This window comes from Microbacterium sp. AG157 (assembly GCF_003385695.1).
In the GTDB taxonomy this organism is placed as follows: Bacteria; Actinomycetota; Actinomycetes; order Actinomycetales; family Microbacteriaceae; genus Microbacterium; species Microbacterium testaceum.
In genome coordinates this window covers 143,237-157,915 of record NZ_QRDK01000003.1, presented here as the reverse complement: position 1 = coordinate 157,915, position 14,679 = coordinate 143,237, and the positions used below count along the sequence as shown (strand labels likewise).

Genomic DNA, 14,679 nt, shown 5'->3' with positions numbered 1-14,679 from the left:
GCTCGCCCGTGGGACGCCGCTGGGGCGAAGCTGTGTCAGCCGCCGTGGCGCGGGCGGGGTGTCGCGCGCGGCGACCGCTCGCCCGGGGGCAGCGGGATCGGCGTCGTGCCGGCGACCTCGTCGCTGAAGTCCTCGGGTTCGGGCGCGATGGTCGTGATCGGGCGCGTCTCGTCGAGCGTGAGGCGGAAGCGCTTGGTCTCGTGGCGGTGCAGGCGGCCTGACATCGCCGTCCAGGTCGCTCCGATCCCGCACGCGATGACGGCCACGATCGCGGCCAGGCCGATCGCCACGCGGGGGCCGAACTCCGCCGCCACGGCGCCGACGATCGGTGCCCCCACGGGCGTGCCGCCGAGGAGGATCGCCATGTACAGCGCCAGCACGCGGCCGCGCAGCACGGGGTCGGTCGTGGTCTGCACGTAGCCGTTCGCGGTCGTCAGCGTTGTGACGACGCAGAAGCCGGTCAGTACGAGCGTGGCCGCATAGGCCCCGTAGCTGGGAGCGAAGACCGAGAGGGCGGATGCCACGGCGAAGCCGCCCGAGCCGAGGACGACCACGCGCATGCGGGCGCGCTCGCGGCGCGCGGCCAGGAGTGCTCCGGCGAGGGAGCCGATGGCGACGAAGGAGCTCAGCAGGCCGAACCCGTCGGCACCGCGGCCGAACTCGAGCGCCATCGTGGACGCGAAGATCGGGAAGTTCATGCCGAACGCCCCGAGCAGGAACACCATGACGAAGATGACCACGAGATCGGGGCGCCGGGCCACGTAGCGGAAGCCGTCGGCCAGACGCGCGGGGCCTCCGCGGCGTTGGCGGGCGACGAGCTCGTGCGGGCGCATGAGGAACAGGGCGCCGAGCATCGCCAGGAAGGTGAAGGCGTTCACGAGGAAGACCCAGCCCGTGCCGACGAGCACGATCATGACGCCGGCGGCGGCCGGGCCGATCAGGCGCGCCATGTTGAACGAGGCGGCGTTGAGGGCGACGGCGTTCGACGCGTTCTCTTGAGAGACGAGGTCGGAGACGAAGGCCTGGCGCGCCGGGTTGTCGAAGGCCGTGACGACTCCGAGCGCGAGCGCGAACCCGAACATCAACGGCAGGGTCATCGCTCCGCTCAGCAGCAGGATGCCCAGGGACACGGCCAGCAGCAGCAGGGCGCTCTGGGTGCACATGATGAGCCTGCGACGGTCGAACCGGTCGGCGACCCACCCGGTGACGCTGACCAGGAGCAGCGGGGGAGCGAACTGCAGGGCCATGGTGACGCCCATGGCGGCGGCGTCGTTGTTCGTGAGCTGCGTCAGCACCACCCAGTTCTGGGCCGTGGACTGCATCCAGGCGCCGACGTTCGAGACGAGGGCTCCGATGAACCAGACGCGGTAGTTGAAGATCGACAGCGACCGGAACATCGACGTGCTCATCTGTCAGCCACCTTCCTCATGATCGTGGTGGCGCGGGCCAGCACCTGTCGTTCTTCGGGGGAGAGCTCGGCGAGAGCCTCCTCGACGAAGGCGTCCCGGCGTCGGACCGTCTCGTCGACGATCCGGCGTCCGAGATCGGTGAGGTCGATGGTGACGCGGCGTCGATCGACCTCGTCGGGAATGCGCGTCAGGTACCCCACTTCCTCGAGCTGCGACACCGTGCGATTCATCGACGGAGCCGTGACGCGCTCGCGGTCGGCCAGCTGGCCGAGCGTGTGCGCTCCGTGCACGGTCAATGCGGCGAGGACGGCGAACTGCCCGTCGCTCATGGTGTCGATTGCTCGCTGCGCCCGGAGGCGTCGCGCGAGGCGGAACGTCGCCATGCGCAGCTCGGATGCTGCGGCGCTGTGGTCGGAATTCTGGTCGGGAAGGGGGGATTCGTCGACGCGATCGTTCATATTCCTTTTCTTAGGGTATCTCATTAGCCTTGCTAAGGGTATGGGGCTGCCGGGAAACGGCGTCGCGCTCGTGGTGCGCATCGGAACGGATCGCTGTCGGCCCTCCCGTCACCCGCGATCCCCCCTTTCGTCGCGCAATTTCACCCTCACATTCACCCATCAGGTGAATTTCGTTATCGTGAACGTCTGGCGGCCGAAAGTCCTCCCGTGCCGGTTCGGAGGGGGGTGACGCTCGACACCGCGGGTGGCTGCCGCGAATCGGTGGCAGGGGGAAGCGCATGTCGGTATCGGAAACGAGCGACCGTGCGCTCATCGCTCGGATCCGCCGGGGAGACGACGAAGCCGTCGCTCTGCTGTGGCGTCGGCACCACAAGCCCGTCACGAAGCTGGCAGCGGTGGTGTCGTCTCCATCGATGGCGGACGACCTCACGTCGGAGGCGTTCGAGCGCACCATGCTCGCGCTGCGTCGGGGCTCCGGGCCCGAAGAGCTCATGCGGCCCTATCTGTACACGGTCGTGCGCAACCTCGCATCGCGGGAGCATCGTCGCGGACAACGCTTCGCCGATGCCGTGGAGCTCGACTCCATCGACGAAGCGACGATCGAGAACGACCCCGCGGCGATGTTCGCGACCCGCCTCGGTGAGTCGCTGCTCGGGCGGGCGTTTCGCGCCTTGCCGGAGCGCTGGCAGACAGTGCTCTGGTACGTCGACGTCGAGCGCCTCCCGCCGCGCCGGGTCGCTCCTCTGCTCGGGCTCTCGCCGCACGCGACGTCGGCGCTGGCCTACCGGGCGCGCCGCTCGTTGCGCGCGGCCTGGATGCAAGCCCACCTCGAACTCGAGGGACGCCCCGACGACTGCCGCCGCGCACTCGCCGTCTTCGGTGCCGTCGAAGAGGGAACCGCCTCGGCCCGGGATCGTCGGTCGTTCGAGGATCATGTGTCCACGTGCCCCTGGTGCCCGCCGCTCGTCGAGGAGGTGCGCTCGGTCGCGCGCGTGCTGCCGGCTCTGCTTCTCCTCATCGGGGGACTGTCCGCCACGGCTGCGGTCGGGTGGGGCGCGCGTCCTGTGCCCGAAGCGAAGACAGTTCCCGGGGAGCGGAGAACGACCCCGGGCCGGTCGCTCGTCGTTGCCGCGTCGATCGTCGCCCTGGTCGGGGCGGGGGCGGGTGCGGGGGTTGCCGTGACGGCGTCCTTCGGCTCGTCGGCGAGCTCCGTCGTCGACGGCGGCGTGACCACGGAGGGGGCGAACCCGACGGACGTTCCACCGGTCATCCTCGACGACGCATCGATCCCGGAGAACGTCGTCGGGCCGGCCACCGACCCGGAGGACACCGTCGTGATCGCCGAGCCCGATCAGCCTCTCCCCGTTCCGTCGCCGGCGGCACCGGAACCATCGGCCCCCGTCGCGCCGCTCGCTCCGCAGCAAGACGGACAATCGACCGTGGAGTCCTCGTCAGAGGAAGCTTCCCCCTCGGACGCATCCGAGACGGAGGCCGCCCTCGCGCCCGAGGCTCCGACGCTGAATGACGAGTGGGATCCCGCGGCGACCGTCGCGCCGCTCATCGAGGGGCGTGCAGCACCGGGGGCGCGCGTGCGCATCTGGCCCGAGGGCCGCCCTGAGGCCGCTGTCGAGACGGAGGTGCCGGCATCCGGAGCATGGTCGATGCGGATCGAGGATCTGCGCCCCACGGATGCCGCAGTGGCGGCCGTCGCGATCGATCCGCAGGGGAGGCGTTCGCCGACTGTGTCGTCTGCGCCCTTCGCGTTCGTTCCTCTCGTCGAGGCGCCCACGGAGGGGACAGCGTCGGGGGTCGATCCCGTCGCCCTCCGCGTTCGCGGGTGGGCCTCGAGCAGGCTCGTGGTCCGTCTCGATGGTCGGGAACTGGCGCGCGGCCTGGAGATTCCGGCATCCGCAGTTCTCGATCGACGGATCGGGCGGTCGACGGCGTCGGGGCTCATCGGTCTCGCCCCGGGGATTCACGAGCTCGAGGTCGCCTACCAGCGGCTCGACGCAAGCGCCGCGGGTACGACGCGGGTGACGTTCACGGTCTCGCCCGTCGGCTGAGCGACACCGTCAGGCGCGTAGGGTGCGCGACCCCGTCTGCAGGCACCGTGCGATGACGGGGTGCTGTCGCGGAGCGATGACGCGGTGACGGGCCGTCTCGAGAATCTTCGGTCGTATCGCGTGATGAAACACGTCGGGCCGTCTCTCTCAGGGGAAGCCGTACCGTTCGAGACGGTGCGGGAGTTGAGACCAGTCCTGCATTGGAGTCATCGTGACCTCATTCCCCTTGCCCGTGAGACCGCGCACCTGGGCGCGCGTGTCGTTGGCCGCATTGGCCGCTCTCGGCATCGTCGGTGCCTCGTTCACCTTGCCGGCCCCAGCGTCGGGAGCCGCGGTCGAGCGAGCCACCACGGCATCGATCGACTCTCTGGACTTCACCAGTGAGACAGTGGCGTCGGGATCGTCGGCCGAGATCCGCGGTACCTGGTCGTTGCCCGACCACCCGACCGTTCCCGCGGGGTTCACGCTGGCCCTGCCCCCGGAGCTCGCCGGCCGGTCGGACGGATTCCCGCTGCTCGATCCTCAGGGGGCGGTCATGGGGCGATGCGTCGTCGACGCGTCGACCCTGGAGTGCACGTTCGCCGCGGACTACCTGACGGCGCACCCCGAGAACCTGCACGGCACGTTCTTCTTCTGGGTGACGGTGCGCAACGAGCCCGGCGGGGGAGGGCTCGTCACCTACGATGTCGGCGGCCATACCCTCGCCATCGATGTGCAGCCGTCGCCCGATCCGGGTACGGGCACCGGCCCCGGGGTGTGCACCGAGAACTGCGCCTTCCCCGGGCGCGGCGCGGGGAAGTGGGGTATGTACGACGCCGCCGCCGGCACCATCGTCTGGGTCGTACAGATCGGTTCGGGTCGTGACGGGTTGTCGGGGGGAGAGGTCGTCACCGTGACCGACGTGCTCGCCGAGAACCAAGAACTCCTCGCCGAGTTGAACGGCGTGCGCTACGCCGAGCTCTGGTCGTCTCCTCGCCTGGTCACCGGTGCCGACGGTCGGGAATCACCCGGCGCCTGGGCACCCGTCGACCGTTCGACGTACGCCGCGACCGATCGCACCGTGACGTTCACGGCGCAGGCCGGGCATTACTACGACGTGCGCTTCGCCGCTCGGGTCACCGATCAGGGAGTCGCGGGACGCTACGAGAACCGCGCCGAGATCAGCATCGCGGGCGCGAGCGACACCGCCGTGACCGGTCAGGTCGTGCGCCACGGGGGCGGGGGGACGGGCGGAGGGCAGGCACCTGCGCCGAGTGCATCGCCCACGCCGGTGCCGAGCGCGACGCCGGTGTCGAGCGCGACGCCGGTGCCGAGCGCGACGCCCACGCCGATCCCCGCACCCACGCCGATCGCCACGCCGACCCCGTCGGTGGTTGCGGCGCCCGCACCCCTCGGCCTCTCGGCCCACACCGGAGGCACCGTGAGCACGGAGTCGCGGCTGATGGGTCTGCTGGTGTTCGCCGGCCTGACCGCGCTGTTGGCCGCGATCGGTCTCGCCGTCCTGCTCACGTTCCGGTCGCGGGCACGCCGGTGAAGCCGCGTCGCCGAGGTCATCGGTGGGCAGTCGTCGGCATCCTCGCGTGCGCGGGCGTCGTCGCCGTCGTCGCCGGGAGCCTCGTCGGCTCCGGGACCGATGCGTCGGCGACGCCGCGCGATCTCGAGGGAGCCGCGGTCGCGTTCGAGCCGGGGGCGAGCCCACCCCCGGCATCGCGGTCGCGGGCCGTCGATGACGAGGGGATGCGGCTGCGCGCGGCTTCGCACGGACTCGACGTCGCCCTCGGGTCGCTGGACTCGGTCGACGGCGAGGTCACTCCGCCGGGATTCACCTCGGCGTACGTCGTGCGCGATCGAAGCGTGGCGTTGGATGACGCGTCGACCGGCACCGTGGTGGTGGCCATGCACGCACTGTCGGGCGGATCCGCCCCGGGGAACGCGTTCATCGACCCGACCACCGGCACGACGATGGTCGGGGCCGGCGACCTCATCGACGTCGCGACCACGAGGTACACGGTGACGCAGGTGCGCCGTGTCCCGAAACCCGATCTGGCCTTCGACGAAGACCTGTGGATCCCTGCGGCTGGGCGGCTCATCGTGATCACGTGCGTCCCGCGCGAGGGGACCGCGGCGCGGGACAACCTCGTGGTCATCGCGCAGGCGACGCCGACGCCCTAGCGTCACCGGAGCGGCACCGCCCTAGACTCCCCCCATGCCCGAGTTCGTCGACGCCTATGGCATCCCGATCGTCTACGACGTGCACGAAGCGACCGGGCCGCGGGCGGTGGTGCAGCTGTTGCATGGTGTGGGGGAGCACGCGGGGCGGTACGGCGCTCTGATCGAGGCGCTCGTCGACGCGGGGTACACGGTCTACGCGGACGATCACCGGGGTCACGGCCGGACGGGTCTGCGCCAATGGGACGATGACCACCGCAAGCTCGGCCGGCTCGGGCCCGGCGGGCTCGGAGCCGCCCGAGACGCCGTCTGGACGCTGACGCAGCGCATCCGCGAGGAGCACCCGGCGCTTCCCCTGGTGCTGCTCGGTCACTCCTGGGGCTCGTTCCTCGCGCAGATGCTGCTGGATCGGCATCCCCAGGCCTTCGACGCCGTCGTGATGACCGGCTCGGCCCTGCGGGTCCCCGGCTCGCTGAACGCCGGCGACCTGAACGCCCCGTGGAAGCACCTGCGCGGCTCGGGCATGGAGTGGCTGTCGAGCGACGAGCAGGTGGGTCTCGATTTCGTCGCCGATCCGCTCACGACCTCCACGCCGCTCGCGCGGCTGTTCGGGCCCATCGAGACGGTGAAGCTTCTCGGTCGACCGCGACGCGACCTCGAGCGCGATGTGCCCCTGTTGCTCATGGTCGGTCGCGACGACACCGTCGGTGGGCCGCGCAGCGTGCACAAGCTCGCGGACGCCTACACGCGTCGTTCCGGGTTGACGGACGTCACGACGCTCGTGTACCCGGGTGCCCGGCACGAGATCTTCGCCGAGACGTGCCAGGCCGAGGTGCGGGCCGACCTGCTGGCCTGGCTCGATGAACGGATGCCATCGCGCCGCTGACCCGGATGGCGCACGCCGCTCTTCGTCGCGGGGTCGCTGTGTTCGCGCGCGGTCCATCGCGTGTGCTATTTCACACGTTAATAACATGTACGAACATGTACGAACACGCCGTGATTCAAGCGTTACCTCTCACGAATTGACCCCGCGGCCGTGAGCGGCCAAGCTGAAGCGGTCGATGACGGCGCGAGGCGCCGCAAACGGGCCCCTGGGTCCCTCAATGCTGAGGAAAGCGCACACGGACGTGACGATGACGAACTCACAATTAGTAACAGAACCAGACAAACTCAACAGATCGCCGAGGCGGGTTCAGGCTCGGGCTTCGCGCCCGGAGCGGCTCGGCAACGGCATGTTCGCCGTCCTGTTGGTGGTGCCGGGCATGGCGCTCATGGCCGTCGTCGTGGCGTATCCCCTCGTCTCGGCCTTGGTGACCGCCTTCTTCAGGCAGAGCCTGGTGCTGCCCGGTCGCGAGTTCGTCGGGTTCCAGAACATCGTCGACGTGCTGCAGGACGACTTCCTTCGCCTGCTGTGGCAGACGCTGGTCTTCACGCTCGGCACCACGATCGCCCCGTTCGTCATCGGCTTCGCGCTGGCGCTGGCCCTGAACACGCAGATTCGCGGGTCGAAGGTCTTCCGCGGGCTCATGCTCATCCCCTGGCTCGTTCCGGGGGTCGTCGTCTCGTTCCTGTGGATGTGGATCTTCAACGCCAACTACGGCGTGATGAACGCGATCCTCGAGCCGCTCGGGGTCAGTCCGCAGGCGTGGCTCGCCCAGCCCGGGACCGCGATGTTCGCCGTGATCGTGGCCAAGACCTGGCAGTCGTTCCCCTGGATGATGGTCATGCTCCTGGCCGGCCTGCAGACGGTACCGAAGGAGCTGCACGAGGCCGCCGAGATGGACGGGGCCGGTACCGTGCGCCGATTCTTCTCGATCACCGTCCCGCAGATCGGCGGGATCATCGGCCTCGTGCTGCTGCTGGAGTTCATCTGGAACTTCCAGCACTTTGACATCATCTACGTGCTCACCGGCGGAGGTCCGGCCGGATCCACCGAGACCTTCGCGACCTCGGTGTACGAGACGGCCTTCCACGGCTTCGATCTCGGTCACGCCGGTGCGCTCGGCCTGCTCTGGCTCATCCTGCTCATGGCGCTCGTCGTCGTCTACGTCCGATTCTCCGAGAGGGGCGAGAAGCGATGACCAGCACCGCACTGCCCACCGTCACCCCCGCCCCCGACGTGCCGCCCGTGGTCGCTCCGGCGCCCGAGCGTCGTCGTCGCCCGAGCTCGGGGCTGCGCTCCGACCGCCCGGGTGTCCGACTCGCCTCGTGGGCCGCGCTGATCGTCTGCGGCGGCTTCGCCCTGCTTCCGGTCTACTGGCTGCTCGCCACCTCGTTGACCCCGCGGGACCAGGTCTTCTCGTACCCGCCGAAGCTGTTCCCCACCGAGATCACCTTCGACGCCTACACCTCGCTGACCTCCAACCCGCAGCTGTTCACCTACCTGCAGAACAGCGTGATCGTCTCGGTCATCACCGCTCTGCTGTCGGTGATCGTCTCGGCCTACATGGGGTACTCGTTCTCGAAGTTCCGGTACCGCGGGCGCCGCCAGCTGATGTACTTCGTGCTGGCCTCTCAGATGTTCCCGCAGGCCCTGCTGCTCGTCACCCTCTACAGCGTGTTCAGCGCCTACGGTCTGCTCAACACCTACACGGCGCTGGTGCTGTCGTTCACGACCTTCACGCTGCCGCTGTGCGTCTGGATGCTGAAGGGCTTCTTCGACACCATCCCCGACGAGCTGATCGAGGCGGCCCGGGTCGACGGCGCTTCGCGCCTGCGCACGATCCACTCGATCGTGCTCCCGCTGGCGGCCCCCGGTCTGGTCGCCGCGGGCCTGTTCGCCTTCGTCCGCGGTTGGAACGACTTCATCTTCGCCCTGACCCTCGCCGGCCCCGACAAGCAGACGCTGCCCCCGGGCCTCGTCAACACCTATGTCGGCGAAGCGGCAACGGCGTGGCCCGAGCTCATGGCCGCCTCGCTCGTGGTGTCGCTTCCCGTGGCGATCGCCTTCATGCTGCTGCAGCGCTTCCTCGTCAGCGGTATGACGGCCGGTGCCGTCAAGGGCTGACCGCTCCACTCCCTTTCTTCTGCTCACCTGTCAAGGAGGACACCTATGTCAGCTTCATCGCTTCCCCACCCGTTGATCACCCGCCGTCGCGCGCTGCAGATGTTCGGCATCGGTGCCGCCGCCGCGGCCCTGGCCGGATGCGTACCCACCGGCAGCGCCGGGCCCGCCGCGGGCGCGGCCGGCCTGAACGGCGCCGATCCCACCGACTTCGCGTTCTCGTCGTGGTCGCTCACCGAGGAGTCGGCGAAGCCGGCGCTCGAGGGCACCCTCGCGGCGTACGAGAAGGCTCGCGGCATCGCGATCAAGCGCACGGCGTTCCCGTACAACGAGTACATCAACCAGCTCATGCTGCAGGTCACGGGCGGTCAGTTCACCGGCGCCGCGCACGTCGACGTCGCTTGGCTCGGAAGCCTCGCGGCCACCGGCAAGCTGCAGGACGTCTCGGCCCTGGCGTCCGGTCGCGGCTACACCTCTTCGGCCCTGCAGGCGGCCACCTTCGACGGCGTTCAGTACGCCCTGCCGTGGACCATCGGCGCGATCGGCCTCGTCGCCAACTCCGAGACGCTCGGCAAGGTCGGCGTCGCCCCCGATGCGTTCCCGACGACGGTGGACGAGTTCGAGAAGACCCTGGTCGCGCTCAAGGGCCTCGGAAACGGCCTCATCCCGTACGCCGCCTCGACCAAGGCCGCGCAGCTGAAGGACATCCTCATCTGGATGCAGACCTTCGGCAGCCCGCTGGTCGACGGCGACACCGTCACGATCGGCGACGACGCCAGCATCGAAGCGGTCACCTGGTACAAGGGGCTCTACGACCAGGGCCTGATCGCCGCCGACGTCGATCGCTTCGACGCGCGGAGCCTGTTCGCACAGGGGCGCGCCGCGATGTACGACGACGCCCCCGTGGGCCGCGCCGCGGTGACGAAGGAATCGCCCGACGCGAGTCTCGCGAGCAAGCTCGCCCCCGTGTCGCGCCCGGTGCTGAAGGCGGGTGACACGCCGCGCGCGCTCGTCTGGGGCGGCGCGATCGCCGTGGTCAACGGAACGGGTGCGGCCACCGCGGGCGACTTCGCCCAGTACGCCACGTCCGACCTCGACGCGATCCTGGCCGACTACGCCCTGCGCGGTCTGCCGCCGGCGACCACCGAGGCGCTCTCGTCGTCGGAGGTCGCCGCCGACACCTTCGGCGCGCAGTTCAGCGAGCGCATCACGGCCACGGCCAGCTCGAACCCGCTGTGGAAGTTCACCGCGTACTCGCAGATCGAGTCGGCGATCGCCGACAACGTCCAGGCCGTGCTGATCGGATCCGCTTCGCCGGCGGACGCGATGAAGCGGGCCGGCGAGGCCGCGCAGAAGCTGGTCGGCTGACGTGCGGTTTCTGCGCGGAGGGAGCGCGGCGGCGATCGCCGCGCTGACCCTCGGGCTCGTCGTCGCGCCGTCGGCACACGCCGTCGGTGGGGTGCCGACGGTCGAAGAGCTCCCGTTCGCGGTCGACTCGTCGAACCAGGCGGCGTGGTGGAACCCCCTCGATGTCGTGGGGGACGTGACCTACTTCGCCTTCAACGCCCCCGCGGCCCAGGCCGCGCGGCACGAGGTGCATCTCGCCTCGCGTGCGGCCGACGGCACGTGGGCCGAGGGGTGCCTGCGCACCTCCCCGGGAGCGGCGTGCGTCACCTTCGTCGACGACAACGGTCACAACCAGCCCTCCATCGTCGTCGACGGTGACGGGGTCATCCATGCCTTCGTCTCGATGCACAACGAGCAGTGGAACTATTTCCGCTCCGACACCGCGGGCGACGTGAGCACGATGGTGGATCGCACCTCGACCATGCCCGATCTCGACGTCGACATCACCTACCCCGTGACCGCCCGCGGAGCCGACGGCGACGCGTGGGTGCTGGTGCGGACCGGGACGGATGCCGACGGTGCGCGCGAGGGCGTGCTCTACCACTACGACCGGAATGCCGGCTCATGGGGGCGCGAGACGACCATCGCCGCGGCGAAGGGCTACTCCTTCTACCCCGACGACCTCGAGGTCTCGCCCGACGGTCGCGTGCACGTGCTGTGGGAGTGGGGTCCGTTCCCCGCCGACCCCGCGCGCCACCTCGGCTCGTACGCCGTCTACGATCCGGCGACGGGGTCGCTCGCGGACGCTGCCGGCACCACGGTCCCCGGCCCGATCACCCCCGCCTCGACGGGCGCGATCGTCTGGCGACCGTTCCTCACCGGCGAGACGATCCGCAGCTACACCCCGGCGGTGCAGTCCGCGAAGCTCGCCCTCGACGGCTCCGCTCTCGCGGGCATCGGTTACCGCTTCGTCGAGAAGGACCGCACGGCCTACGACGCCCGCTTCGTGCGGTGGGACGGATCGTCCTGGATCGACGAGAAGGTCGTGGACTCCGCGGCCCTCGGCGACGGCGTCGCCACGTCGGCTGCCGTCGACCTCACCCGCGCCGGGTCGACGACGCGCCTCTACACCGTCGTCACCGCCCAGGTCTGCGGCGAGGTGCGCAGCCGCGCAATCGTCGCCGAGCGCGCCGACGCGGCCGCCGCGTGGACCTATGCCGCTGTCGGTGAGTCCCGTCTGGGTCAGCAGCGCCTGCGGGCGCAGACGCGATCGACCGATGACGCCGACGTCGTCTACCTCTCCGCTCCTGCGGCGGCCCCCGCCCGTCTCGCCCGCGCCGTCGTTCCTCGAGACGCGGCCGTCGGTCCCGCCACCTCGCTGTCGACCCTCGTCTCGGACCTCCGCGACGACCCGGGCGGCGTGAACGTCGCGCTGGGCGCGACGGCCACCGCCTCGTCGAGCCTGCGCGCCGGCACCGGCCCCGCACTCGCCGTCGACGGCGTCTGCAGCGACGCCAGCCGGTGGATCTCGGCGGTCGGTGACACCGCTCCGTGGATCTCGCTGAGCCTGACCGCGCCGGCGACGCTCGACGAGGTGCGCGTGCGCAGCGGTTACAGCGCCGACTCGGGCTCCGCCGCCGTCCTGCGCTCCTTCGAGGTGCAGGTGCACACCCCCACGGGCTGGACGAGTCTCGGCTCCGTCACCGCGAACACGCAGCGCCTCGTGACCGTTCCGGCCGGCGGCGTCGTCGCGGACGGCGTGCGGCTGCTCATCAGCGACCCGTCGGCATCCACCACCGACGTCGCCCGGGTCTTCGAGATCGAGGCGATCGCCGTGGACTGAGCCCGTCGATCTCTCCCCGCATCACATTCGGACGCCCCCGCGTCCCCAGGAAGGACACCCGCAGAATGCGTTCACACACGGCCGACTACGACGTGGTCGTCGTCGGCGGAGGACTCGCCGGAGTCGCCGCCGCCATCGCCGCCGCCCGGCTCGACCGGCGCGTCGCCCTCATCAACAACCGACCGGTCCTGGGCGGGAACTCCTCGTCGGAGGTCCGTGTCTGGGTGTGCGGGGCGACCGCGCACGGCAATCAGCGCTGGGCGCGCGAGAACGGCATCATCGGCGAGCTGTACCTCGAGAACCAGTACCGCAACCCCGACGGCAATCCCATCCACTGGGACGACGTGGTGCTGGATGCCGTGCGTGCCGAGCCGAACATCTCGCTCTACCTCAACACCGACGTGCGCGACGTGGCCGCCACCGGCCCCGAGGGTGCGCGGCGCATCGAGTCGGTGACGGGATGGACCATGGGAGCCGAGACCGAGACGCGCTTCGTCGCCCCGGTCTTCCTCGACTGCACCGGTGACGGACTCGTCGGCCACCTCTCCGGGGCGAGGGCGCGGCTCGGCAAGGAGTCGCGGGTGGAGTTCGACGAGGACTGGGCGCCGGAAGAGGCCGAGCGCACCTTCCTCGGCTCGACGCTGTTGTTCTACACGAAGGACGTGGGGCATCCGGTGCGTTTCGTCGCACCCGATTCGGCGAAGTCGATCCTCGAGACCCCGATCCCGTCGTCGCGCATCATCCGAAGCGGTGACAGCGGAGCGCACTACTGGTGGATCGAGTGGGGCGGCGAGCTCGACATCGTGCACGACAACGAGCGCATCCGCGACGAACTGCGCTCGGTGATCCTGGGCATCTGGGACCACATCAAGAACTCGGGCGAGTTCGACGCCGACAACCTCGACCTGGAGTGGATCGGCAACGTCCCCGGCAAGCGCGAGTACCGCCGCCTCGTCGGCGACTACACGCTGCACCAGCGCGACATCATCGAGCAGACGCGCTTCGACGACGGCGTGGCCTTCGGGGGCTGGTCGATCGACCTGCACCCCAAAGAAGGGATGTACTCGACCGGTGCGGGCGCCGTGCAGCGCTTCTCGAACGGCGTCTTCGAGATCCCGTTCCGCTCCCTCTACTCCGCCGACGTCGAGAACCTCTTCATGGCGGGGCGCGACGTCTCGGCCACCCACATCGCGTTCGGCGCCGCGCGCGTCATGGCCACGTGCGCCGCGATGGGCGAGGCGGCGGGGACCGCGGCATCCCTCGCCCTCGCTCATCACACGAGCCCCCGCGGGCTCTACGAGAATCACCGTGAAGAACTCCGGCAGCTGCTGTTGCGACAGGACGCCCCGCTCATCGGCGTGGCCGACACCGACCCGCAGAACCTCGCCGCCTCGGCGCGGGTGACGGCCTCGGGCGTGCGCGCGGGTCTCGGACCGAGCGAGGCGGCTTCGGTCCGGCCCCATCCGCTCGAGCACGACCTCGGCATCGTCGTGCCCGTGCACCCGCGTCTCGATGGCTTCGACCTGCGGGTCACCGCCGAGCACGACGTCGATCTCGAGGTCGAGGTGTGGTCGACGGGGCTCCCGCAGAACGTCGTCCCCGAGCACCTCGAGCACGCGGTCACCGTCGCCGTGACCGCGGGCCAGGCGCAGTGGGTGCACGCCCCGGTGCGGTGGGAGCCGCAGGCCCCGGCCAACGCGGTCGTCGTCGTGCGCGCCCGACCCGGCGTGAGCGTGTTCGTGTCGGACGAGCTTCCTCCCGGCATCCTGACCCTCGTGCACACCTCGGATGCCGACGACCAGAACGTCCAGGTGAGCCTCGACGAGCTGCTCGTGCAATGGCCGACCAAGCCGTTGCGGGGGCGGTCGGTGCAGTTCGGTGTGCCCACGCCGTCAGAGGCGCTGGCGCCCGAGCGGGCGGTCGGCGGCTACCAGCGCCCCTTCGGTGGTCCGAACCTCTGGGCCTCGGCTCCTCTGGCCGAGGGCGACGCATGGCTCCGTCTCGACTGGGAGCAGCCGGTCGTCGCGCGCGAGGTCGTGCTGGTCTTCGACGACGACCCCGATGTCGAGCTCAACACCCTCCACCACCATCGCGATCCCCACCTCGTGATGCCCTCGCTCGTCGAGGCCTACCGGGTCGAGGCGCAGACGGCCGGGGCGCAGGAATGGGTCGAGGTCGCGGTGGTGACGCAGAACAGACGTCGCCGCCGCCGGCACCCGCTCCCCGAGGGGCTCGGCGCGATCAGCGCCGCGCGAGTGGTGGTGACGGCGACCCACGGCGCGCCGGAGGCCCGCATCGTGGCCTTCCGTGTTCAGGAGTGACATGCCGCGCGATACCGTAGCCCCCAGAACAGACCGCCCCGCGGCGCGCGCGAGCACCGCCCGGT

11 protein-coding genes are annotated in these 14,679 nt (G+C 70.2%); 9 read left to right on the top strand and 2 right to left on the bottom strand.

Annotation, left to right across the window (positions count from 1 at the left end; genetic code table 11):
- Positions 1-35 precede the first annotated feature (35 nt).
- Together DEU35_RS10140 and DEU35_RS10135 are read right to left on the bottom strand one after the other, a co-directional pair.
- Positions 36-1,409 (bottom strand): MFS transporter, encoded by a 1,374-nt coding sequence (locus DEU35_RS10140; RefSeq protein ID WP_116239430.1) that lies wholly within the window; start codon positions 1,407-1,409, stop codon positions 36-38.
- Positions 1,406-1,867 (bottom strand): MarR family winged helix-turn-helix transcriptional regulator, encoded by a 462-nt coding sequence (locus tag DEU35_RS10135; protein ID WP_246078316.1) that lies wholly within the window; start codon positions 1,865-1,867, stop codon positions 1,406-1,408. Before DEU35_RS10135 ends, DEU35_RS10140 begins: the two co-directional genes overlap by 4 nt.
- A 278-nt stretch (positions 1,868-2,145) precedes the next feature.
- Here DEU35_RS10135 and DEU35_RS10130 point away from each other — a divergent pair, with 278 nt between their 5' ends.
- From DEU35_RS10130 to DEU35_RS10090, 9 genes are all read left to right on the top strand, one after another.
- Positions 2,146-3,930 (top strand): sigma-70 family RNA polymerase sigma factor, encoded by a 1,785-nt coding sequence (locus DEU35_RS10130; protein WP_116239429.1) that lies wholly within the window; start codon positions 2,146-2,148, stop codon positions 3,928-3,930.
- A 211-nt stretch (positions 3,931-4,141) separates the two neighbouring features.
- Positions 4,142-5,464 carry a hypothetical protein gene (locus tag DEU35_RS10125; protein ID WP_146035552.1) on the top strand — a complete coding sequence of 441 codons (1,323 nt, stop codon included), beginning with the start codon at positions 4,142-4,144 and terminating at the stop codon, positions 5,462-5,464.
- On the top strand, positions 5,461-6,102 hold the full coding sequence (locus DEU35_RS10120; protein WP_103208311.1) for a carboxylesterase: 642 nt from the start codon (positions 5,461-5,463) through the stop codon (positions 6,100-6,102). Before DEU35_RS10125 ends, DEU35_RS10120 begins: the two co-directional genes overlap by 4 nt.
- Positions 6,103-6,136: 34 nt before the next feature.
- Positions 6,137-6,985 (top strand): alpha/beta fold hydrolase, encoded by an 849-nt coding sequence (locus tag DEU35_RS10115; protein ID WP_116239427.1) that lies wholly within the window; start codon positions 6,137-6,139, stop codon positions 6,983-6,985.
- Positions 6,986-7,331: 346 nt separating this feature from the next.
- Positions 7,332-8,180, top strand: a complete 849-nt coding sequence (locus tag DEU35_RS10110; protein ID WP_103208315.1) for a carbohydrate ABC transporter permease — start codon at positions 7,332-7,334, stop codon at positions 8,178-8,180.
- Positions 8,177-9,106 (top strand): carbohydrate ABC transporter permease, encoded by a 930-nt coding sequence (locus tag DEU35_RS10105; RefSeq protein WP_103208317.1) that lies wholly within the window; start codon positions 8,177-8,179, stop codon positions 9,104-9,106. Before DEU35_RS10110 ends, DEU35_RS10105 begins: the two co-directional genes overlap by 4 nt.
- A 45-nt stretch (positions 9,107-9,151) precedes the next feature.
- Positions 9,152-10,471: an extracellular solute-binding protein gene (locus DEU35_RS10100; RefSeq protein ID WP_103208319.1), complete on the top strand. Its 1,320-nt coding sequence runs from the start codon at positions 9,152-9,154 to the stop codon at positions 10,469-10,471.
- Between the two features lies 1 nt (position 10,472).
- Positions 10,473-12,293: a BNR-4 repeat-containing protein gene (locus DEU35_RS10095; protein WP_116239426.1), complete on the top strand. Its 1,821-nt coding sequence runs from the start codon at positions 10,473-10,475 to the stop codon at positions 12,291-12,293.
- A gap of 65 nt (positions 12,294-12,358) precedes the next feature.
- Positions 12,359-14,614, top strand: a complete 2,256-nt coding sequence (locus tag DEU35_RS10090) for an FAD-dependent oxidoreductase (RefSeq protein ID WP_116239425.1) — start codon at positions 12,359-12,361, stop codon at positions 14,612-14,614.
- Positions 14,615-14,679 lie beyond the last annotated feature (65 nt).

Excerpts from the sequence above, each read along its gene's own strand:
- DEU35_RS10090 (WP_116239425.1), top strand. The coding sequence starts at position 12,359 with ATGCGTTCACACACGGCCGACTACGACGTGGTCGTCGTCGGCGGAGGA.
- DEU35_RS10105 (WP_103208317.1), top strand. The coding sequence starts at position 8,177 with ATGACCAGCACCGCACTGCCCACCGTCACCCCCGCCCCCGACGTGCCG.
- DEU35_RS10140 (WP_116239430.1), bottom strand. The coding sequence starts at position 1,409 with ATGAGCACGTCGATGTTCCGGTCGCTGTCGATCTTCAACTACCGCGTC.
- DEU35_RS10115 (WP_116239427.1), top strand. The coding sequence starts at position 6,137 with ATGCCCGAGTTCGTCGACGCCTATGGCATCCCGATCGTCTACGACGTG.
- DEU35_RS10130 (WP_116239429.1), top strand. The coding sequence starts at position 2,146 with ATGTCGGTATCGGAAACGAGCGACCGTGCGCTCATCGCTCGGATCCGC.
- DEU35_RS10110 (WP_103208315.1), top strand. The coding sequence starts at position 7,332 with ATGTTCGCCGTCCTGTTGGTGGTGCCGGGCATGGCGCTCATGGCCGTC.
- DEU35_RS10135 (WP_246078316.1), bottom strand. The coding sequence starts at position 1,867 with ATGAACGATCGCGTCGACGAATCCCCCCTTCCCGACCAGAATTCCGAC.
- DEU35_RS10100 (WP_103208319.1), top strand. The coding sequence starts at position 9,152 with ATGTCAGCTTCATCGCTTCCCCACCCGTTGATCACCCGCCGTCGCGCG.